General features: G+C 71.6%; 2 protein-coding genes. One reads left to right on the top strand and one right to left on the bottom strand.

Annotation, left to right across the window (positions count from 1 at the left end; genetic code table 11):
* Positions 1–642: NlpC/P60 family protein (locus FV222_RS26580; protein ID WP_147816120.1), on the bottom strand; the 642-nt coding region annotated here is incomplete at its 3' end.
* A 268-nt stretch (positions 643–910) separates the two neighbouring features.
* On the opposite strand from FV222_RS26580, the gene FV222_RS26575 reads away from it, so the two are divergent.
* Positions 911–1,234: hypothetical protein (locus FV222_RS26575; protein ID WP_147816118.1), on the top strand; the 324-nt coding region annotated here is incomplete at its 3' end.

The raw sequence follows: 1,234 nt of genomic DNA, 5'->3' as shown, positions 1-1,234 counted from the left end.
GGCCTGCTGGTCGGCGTCGCGCGGGCAGGGGAGGCCGGCAAGATCCAGGCAGAGCTGGACCAGGCCCGAGCAGTCGAGGCCGAGGCTGGTGCGCCCGCCCCACAGGTATGGGGTGCCGACGAGCCGTTCGGCGGTGCCGGCATAGTCCGGCGTCGTCCGGTCGAGCGGCGCGCAATGGGCCGAAAACACGAAGGCGTCGCCGACTCGCACGAAGTCGCCCTCCGTCCCCGCGACCGCGATCCGCGCGCCGAGGCTCAGATGGCCGAGCGCCGGGCGCTTCATGTCGGGGGCGGGGTAGAGGAAGCTGCGCAGCGCCGTCACCCGGTGGGTCGGGGCCGGGTCGGCCGGGCCGAGGCTCGCCGTGGGCAGGTAGCCGACATAGCCGTCGCGCACGAGCTGGACCCAGGCGAACCCGTCGCGAACCTCGTACAGGGTCACCGCGTCGCCCATCACCGCCTCCGTTTCGAGGCCGGCTTCCGCACGCGGCGTCCGGCGCAAGGGGGCCGCCGGGATCACGACCTGCCGTGGCTCGCCGGCGACGAAGCGTGCCGCCTCAACTGTGCCGCGTAGGCGGATGTCGGCGAGATCCGGCCGAGCCGGCGTTGTCCGCGGGTCGTGGGTCAGGGTTTCGCTACGCGACATGACGGCTCGGGTTTTCAGGCGGTTCGAGCTTGCAGGATCGGCTTCCGCCGTGACCGAACCACGCCTGTGCCGATCGCCCATGCTGCGCCATTTCGACGCAGTACTGTGACGCGCGAGGTGGCAATTGCATCATGAATGCGCTGACGCCGTCGAAGACAGATGAGCGGCCTGCCTGTCCATTCGGCACCCTCGGTCCATGCAGGGGCCGACCGCGCCGGCCGCGTTTTGATGCAGTGCACAATGGCCTCGAATCGGGTAGGGTCCGAGGATGACGAGCGCGAGCCCAGCCGTGAAGAAGTCGAAGAAGAGCTTTGCCGACCTGCCGCCGATCCGGGTCCGCCGCGAGCCGCCGACCATCGTCGAGGCGGTGATCGCCGCGCAGGACCTGTCCGACGACCTGGAGCAGCAGATCGAGATCGCCGCCGGGCTGATCGGCCTGCCCGCGGACGAGGTCCGCCCGCACGTCGTGGCGGCGGTGAAGGCCAAGCCGGAGCGGATGCCGGAGCGCATCATCGCCCAGGCCGGCCCGAGCCGCGCGCCCCGCACCGTCATCGTCGAGCGCCGCACCCGGCCGCCGGTGATCGTCGAGCGC

It is taken from the genome of Methylobacterium sp. WL103 (assembly GCF_008039885.1).
In the GTDB taxonomy this organism is placed as follows: Bacteria; Pseudomonadota; Alphaproteobacteria; order Rhizobiales; family Beijerinckiaceae; genus Methylobacterium; species Methylobacterium cerastii.
Note: the sequence above shows the minus strand (reverse complement) of the source record. Positions and strands in the feature narration are given on the sequence as shown.